This window comes from Actinospica durhamensis (genome assembly GCF_018139695.1).
Classification (GTDB): domain Bacteria; phylum Actinomycetota; class Actinomycetes; order Streptomycetales; family Catenulisporaceae; genus Actinospica; species Actinospica durhamensis.
In genome coordinates, this window is record NZ_JAGSOG010000391.1 from 1 (window position 1) to 6,082 (window position 6,082).

The 6,082-nt window shown below is 69.5% G+C and carries 7 protein-coding genes and 1 tRNA gene; 7 read left to right on the top strand and 1 reads right to left on the bottom strand.

Features of this window, described 5'->3' with window-relative positions; translation table 11 throughout:
• The first annotated feature begins 127 nt into the window (after positions 1-127).
• The 4 genes from KDL01_RS38290 (at position 128) to KDL01_RS38305 (ending at position 2,860) form a co-directional block, all read left to right on the top strand.
• A tRNA-Pro gene (locus KDL01_RS38290) sits at positions 128-201 on the top strand.
• 71 nt (positions 202-272) lie between these two features.
• On the top strand, positions 273-866 hold the full coding sequence (locus KDL01_RS38295; RefSeq protein WP_212533621.1) for a hypothetical protein: 594 nt from the start codon (positions 273-275) through the stop codon (positions 864-866).
• A gap of 409 nt (positions 867-1,275) precedes the next feature.
• On the top strand, positions 1,276-2,304 hold the full coding sequence (locus KDL01_RS38300) for a C40 family peptidase (protein WP_212533622.1): 1,029 nt from the start codon (positions 1,276-1,278) through the stop codon (positions 2,302-2,304).
• A 46-nt stretch (positions 2,305-2,350) separates the two neighbouring features.
• Positions 2,351-2,860, top strand: a complete 510-nt coding sequence (locus KDL01_RS38305) for a helix-turn-helix domain-containing protein (protein ID WP_212533623.1) — start codon at positions 2,351-2,353, stop codon at positions 2,858-2,860.
• Between the two features lie 70 nt (positions 2,861-2,930).
• On the opposite strand, the gene KDL01_RS38310 is transcribed toward KDL01_RS38305, so the two are convergent.
• Positions 2,931-3,326 (bottom strand): helix-turn-helix domain-containing protein, encoded by a 396-nt coding sequence (locus KDL01_RS38310; protein ID WP_212533624.1) that lies wholly within the window; start codon positions 3,324-3,326, stop codon positions 2,931-2,933.
• A gap of 295 nt (positions 3,327-3,621) precedes the next feature.
• On the opposite strand from KDL01_RS38310, the gene KDL01_RS38315 reads away from it, so the two are divergent.
• The 3 genes from KDL01_RS38315 to KDL01_RS38325 form a co-directional block, all read left to right on the top strand.
• A complete protein-coding gene (locus KDL01_RS38315) occupies positions 3,622-3,846 on the top strand; it encodes a hypothetical protein (RefSeq protein ID WP_212533625.1) in 225 nt (74 codons plus the stop codon).
• A 185-nt stretch (positions 3,847-4,031) separates the two neighbouring features.
• Positions 4,032-4,250 carry a hypothetical protein gene (locus KDL01_RS38320; RefSeq protein ID WP_212533626.1) on the top strand — a complete coding sequence of 73 codons (219 nt, stop codon included), beginning with the start codon at positions 4,032-4,034 and terminating at the stop codon, positions 4,248-4,250.
• Between the two features lie 328 nt (positions 4,251-4,578).
• A partial coding sequence (locus KDL01_RS38325) for a zinc metalloprotease (RefSeq protein WP_212533627.1) occupies positions 4,579-6,082 on the top strand: 1,504 nt, incomplete at its 3' end.

Consider the following 6,082-nt stretch of genomic DNA (forward strand, 5'->3'; position numbering starts at 1 on the left):
GTTGTAGTAGCAGTTCAGGGCCGTACACCGGTAACAGGTGTACGGCCCTGATTCGTTAGGGTGGCTGAAGTGGGTGGCCAAGCCGCTCCGGACTCGGGGAAGATCCGGTCCATCGACTGGGCACAGCCGGGGTGTAGCGCAGCTTGGTAGCGCGCTTCGTTCGGGACGAAGAGGTCGTGGGTTCGAATCCCGCCACCCCGACGGTTGTAGTAGCAGTTCAGGGCCGTACACCGGTAACAGGTGTACGGCCCTGATTCGTTAGGGTGGCTGAAGTGGGTGGCCAAGCCGCTCCGGACTCGGGGAAGATCCGGTCCATCACCAGTGCGCCGTGGCGGATGACGGGCCGGATCTGGTGGCGTCAGGGTTCGGCGTGGGGTGAAGACTGGAGGGGTGGGGAGACGTTCCAGGCTGAGGCCAGCTATGCCGCTGCCAGCCCGGTGGGGTTCTGTTTCGTCATGGCCATGTTCGGCCTGCTGGCGGGGCGCATGTGCTGGCTGGCTGTGCGTCAGTGGCGGGACCCGGGGCAGTTCGGTCGGGGGACGGCCTTCATGAGCTCGGGGCTCGGTCCTACGGCGGCCGATGGCCTGGTGCGCGGTTTTGTCGTCTACGCGGCCCAGTTCGTGTGTCTGTTGCTGATGTGCGCGTGTGTGGGCTTGGGCGATCCCAGCCGCCAAGACGGCGGGTTTCGCTGGGTGGCCGTTGCCCTGCTGGTGTGTTTTACGGCCGGCTTCCCTCTGCTGGTGGCCATCACCTGGTTCAACCAGCCGCGATTCCTGGTCGTGCCGTATCTGCGACACCTCGACCGCGCGGCGCTGCGGGAGCGCAGGCAGACGCTCCGAGGACGGCGGCCAGGCGTGCACCTGTGAAGCTTGCGCGTCGACAGAGCAGGTGGAGGCCCTAGCCGATCTTCGGCTGGGGCCTCTCGGCGTTGCGGCGTCCCCTGGTGTGGGCGAGGGAACACTTGGGACGAAAACGCTGAAGAACAGGGGATATCGTGAAGAACTTGATCGGAGACGGTCATATGGCTAGAGTTCCGGACCAGATGTCCGTGCTTGCGAGGCTCCAGGCCTCGGGCGGAGATCTGCGCCGTGCGTTCGACGACGGCGTTTCCAGCGTGACCGCGGCTCGTGCACCGCGGACCTCCATCCCCGCTTGGGGCCCCTTCGCCTGGCAGGACCGGGAATCTCGCTGATGCCCGGGGTGAGACGTCGGTAGCGACCTCTCGCTCCGAGGACGGCGGGCGCTCGCGGCCAGGCGTCATCGGAAGAGGACCGCATGTCAGCTCACTGTCCCCAGAAGCGCCCGGCACGCAAGACCTTCACGGCCGTCGCGGTCGGCGCGAGCGCACTGATCTCCCCCCTGCTGATGCAGGCCGACGCGCACGCCGAAGTGGCGGAGCCGATCTCGCAGGCGGAATACGAGCAGGAACTCAATGCCGCGGCGACCGCGGACGAGGCCTACGACGCGGCCCTGACGCAGGCCGCGAAGCTGCAGCAGAGGATCGACGCGCTGCAGGCGCAGATCTCGTCCGACACCTGCGCGAAGAACTCGCTCCAGCGCACCCTGGGGCTGCAGGCCGCATTGCAGTACCAGGGCGGCGCGATGTCCGGGCTCGAACTCGTCCTGGACGCCAGCCCCTCCGCCTACCTCAACGACGCCCTGGTCGGCAACGAGATCGCCGACGAGAACACCAGGAGCCTGCGGTCCCTGGACCAGGACGAGGCGCGGCTCGCCGCGGAGCAGGGGCTCGTGCAGGCCGACCTGGCCCAGCAGCAGGCTGCCGTCGACGCGGCGCAGGCCCGGAAGGACGCGGCGCTCGCCGCGGCTCGGCGGGCGCAGGAGATCTTCGACGCCCTCGGTGGCGCCGGGCAGCAGGCCGTCACCCAGGCGGGCGAGGGGGTGAATCCGGGACGGGTGCACCTGACCGCGGTCGCGCCGAACGCCCGTGCCGCCGCCGCGGTGGCGTACGCGGAGTCCAAGGTGGGCGATCCGTACGTGTACGGCGCCGCCGGTCCCGCCGCGTTCGACTGCTCCGGCCTGACGATGTCGGCCTGGGCCCGAGGCGGGGTCGCGCTGCCGCACAACGCCGCCGCCCAGGCCTCGATGCTGCCCGCGGTGGACGTCTCCCAGCTCGAGCCCGGCGATCTCGTCTTCTACAGCTACGACGGCGGCGCGATCGAGCATGTGGCCGTCTACGTCGGCAACGGGCTGGTCGTGCACTCCCCGCGGCCCGGCGAGGATGTCCAGTACGGCAACGTCTTCACCGTCGGCCCGATCGTGCGCGTGGGCCGGGTCACCGCCTAGCCGGCGCCCGAACCCGTGAGCGCGGATAGCTGGATGGGGTGATCGCATGCCGGGCAGAGGCCGCCGGAAGGCCGAGCTGAGCCTGACGGCGGCGGAGCGGGCGGAACTGGTCCGAACGGTCCGGGCGGCGCAGTCGTGGCAGAGCTACGTGCTGCGCTGCCGGATCGTCCTGGCGAGCGCGGACGGCGCGACCGACATACGGATCGCCCAGGACCTCGGGATCTCGATGCCGACGGTGGGCAAGTGGCGCTCGCGCTTCCGGACGTCGGGCATCGACGGGCTCGTCGACGCCGCCCGGCCCGGGCGCAAGCCTGTGATCAGCCGCGAGGACATCGCTCGGATCACCGCCCTGGCCACCGAAGATTCGTGCGAGGACCCGGGCGTGTCGCCGGCCGCGGACGAAGCACGGTCCGCGGCCGGCCAGACCCTGGACGCGTTGGCCGAGGCGGCGCGCGGCGAGGGTATCGAGGTCGATCGGGGGCAGCTGCTGCGGATCCTCGAAGCCGAGGGCGTTCGGTGGCGTCGAACGGCTTCGGACGATGTGCCGGCCCCGTAACGTGGGCAGGGCCGTTCGGCGCAGCGCAACGGCCGCACACCGACGGGTCGAGGGCCGGGCCGGGCGCAGACTACGGCTGCGGGCCCTCGCCCCCGTCTTCGCCCTCGTCTTCGTCTTCGTACTCGTCCTCGTCGGCCTGCTGGCTGTGCCTGAGCAGGGATTCGACGAGTGCGGCGACGTGCTGGCGGTCCCTGTCCGAGAGCTGTTGAAGGCTCGCGATCAGCAGGTCCACCTCGGGCGCGGACTCGGGCTCGTACATGTAGATCCCGACCGACTGCGCGGCCGCGCGCCGTACCACGTCCAGCGGCAGCTCCAGGCCCCGCGCCAGACCCCGCAGCGTCGCGGACTGCAGCATGCGCAGGGGCCGTTCGGCCGAGACCAGATGGTGCACGGTCGACTTCGAGATCCCTCCGCGCCGCGCCACGTCCCCGTAGGACCAGCGCTTCTCCTCCATCCGATCACGCATCAGCGATCGAAGGGGATTGGGCGTCTCGGGCTCGTCGCCCGCGGGAGCGCCCTCACCGTGGGAACTCGATCGAGGACGTCCACGGCCGTTCGCAGGGCTCGACTCCAAGCTGACTCTGTTTCGACCCGCGCGCGCTGCTGGCACGTATCCATCCCCTTCCGCTCACCGCGATTGTACCGGGGTTATGGGCGTGTCGTTTGCGTGTGTCGGGTTTAGGGGATAACGTTCGTTCGTCCAGACCGGACGAATCGTTCCGCAAGATTAGACGCCTGGCGCGTCACGGCAAGGAGAACTCATGAGCATCAACATCGACGAACTCGAGGCCGAGTCGGCCGAGCTGCTGCCCGACCGTGAGGCGCTGGGTCGCCTGCGGTTCAGCTTCACCAAGACGGTCAACGTCACCAAGCACGTCAACGTCGCACACGTGGACGCCACCAACCTGTCCGCGGCCGTGAACTACCAGTCCGCCGGCGCCACCGCCGCCAGCGAGGCCGTTCAGTCCATCAGCGTCACCCAGTAGTCCGCGTGGGCCGCCTCGCGGCCCACCGCCGCGGGACCGAGCAATGCCCTGCTGGTCGCGGCCGGCGCAACGTTCTACCTGTTGCGCGTTCTTCCTGTTCTTCCTGTTCTTCCTTTTCGGATTCCCCCGGATCCACTGTTCCATTCCCGTTTTCTAATTTTCCCATTGAAAAAAAGGACATTCCCATGAGCATGAACATCGACGAGCTGAACGCCGAGTCGGCCGAGCTGCTCCCCGGCCGTGAGGCCCTGAGCACGCTGAAGTTCAACTTCACCAAGAACGTCAACGTCACCAAGCACGTCGCGCACGTGAACGCCACCAACCTGTCCGCGGCGGTGAACTACCAGTCGTGGGGCGCTGACGCCGAGTCCGCCGCCGGCCAGGCCATCAGCATCACCCAGTAGCGGCTGCGCGAGCCCGCTGAGCCAGTCCGACGGCAGGCACGACTGCCGCCGGCTGCCTCAGCGGGCGCACAGCGCAGTCAGCCGGCGTCTCCAGGCCGCGCGTCCACCCAACCGCGCGCCCTGCCCGACCGCATCGAGCCTTGTCCAGAACTCAACCGGGCTTCATCGGGCGCGGACCACCCGGTCCCGCCGCACCCGGGGGCACCCACAGTCGTCCAGTTAGACCGCAGCGCCCGCCTTTCCGGCAGCGGACACCACCGCCCCGCAGCCGGCCGGGCCGCCCGTGCTGCGTGCCGTCGGAACGAGATGTGTGGAGGATCGAGCCAGCATGACTGCCACGGGGACACCCCAGGCGTCCATTCCGGGACCGGGCGGGTTCGCCACGGCCCTGTGGTGGCCGCAGCCCCAGCTCACGCAGGACCCTGACTTCCCCACACCCAGGCGGAGCCTCGGGCTGCGCCTGCACGGCGAGTACCAGGGGTCCGGGCTCACCGAGCCGCGCTACATCGCCCGCCGGGGCGACGGGCAGGTCGTCCAGCTCTCCCGACTGCTCTACCTGGTCGCGGGCGCGGCGGACGGCGTGCGCGACACCGAGGCGATCTCGCACCGCGTCAGCGGCGAGTACGGCCGGGAGGTGAGCGAGGGGAACGTCAACTTCCTCATCGAGGAGAAGCTCATCCCGCTCGGGATCATCGTGCCCTGGGGCCAGGAGTGCGACGAGGTCCAGGCTCCGCGCACCGATCTCCTCCTCGCGCTCAAAGCCCACAAGGTCCTGTTCGACGAGCCGCGCGTCGGCGTGATCGCCCGCGTGTTCGCCTGGCTGCACCACCCGCTCATCGTCGCCATGGTCCTACTCGGGGCCGTCGCCATGGACGTGTGGCTCTTCGGTTTCCACGGCGCGATCACCCCGGTGCTGGCCGTGCTCAACCAGCCGGTGCTCATGCTCGCGGTCTTCGCCCTGACCGTCGCGTCACTGTTCTTCCACGAGTTCGGACACGCCTCCGCGTGCCGCTACAGCGGGGCGTGCCCCGGCTGCATCGGCTGCGGACTGTTCCTGATCTGGCCGTCGATGTACACCGACGTCACCGACGTCTACCGGATCGGGCGCGGCGGGCGGATCCGCACGGACCTCGGCGGGATCTACTTCAACGTCGTGTTCATGCTGGTCCTGCTCGGCTGTTACGGGCTGAGCGGCCAGACGTTCCTGCTCAGCGCGATCTACCTGGGCCACTTCGAGGTGCTCGAGCAGCTGATGCCCGCGGTACGGCTGGACGGGTACTACATCCTGGGCGACCTCGCCGGCGTGCCGGACCTGTACGGCAAGATCGGTCCGATCCTGCGCAGCGCGATCCCGGGCCGGCCGGTGGCGCCGGAGGTCGCGGGGCTGCGGCGCTCCGCCCGGGTCATCGTCACCGCCTGGGTCGCCACGATGGTTCCGCTGCTCGCCGCGGATCTCGGCTACGCGCTGTGGAATCTCCCGCGGATCCTTTCGACAGGGGCGAAATCCCTGGCCGATCAGGTGTCGGGGACGGGTGAGGCGCTGGCGAACGGGCAGATCGCGGCGGGCCTGGCCGGCGTCATCGGTTCCCTGATGCTCATCTTCCCGCTGGCCGGCACCGCCTATCTGTCGGTGCGCATGACCGGTCGGCTCATCCGCGCCGCACGCCGCTCCTCGGCGGACCGGCCGAGACTGCGGATCGCGCTGTCGGCCTCGGCGGTGGTCCTGGCCGGCGCGCTGGGCACCGCGTGGGTGGTCGGTCTGACGCCGAAGCCGATCCCCGCCCAGCCTCCGCTCGTGCCGGTGTTGCAGCCCGGCGTGCCCACCCTCGTCC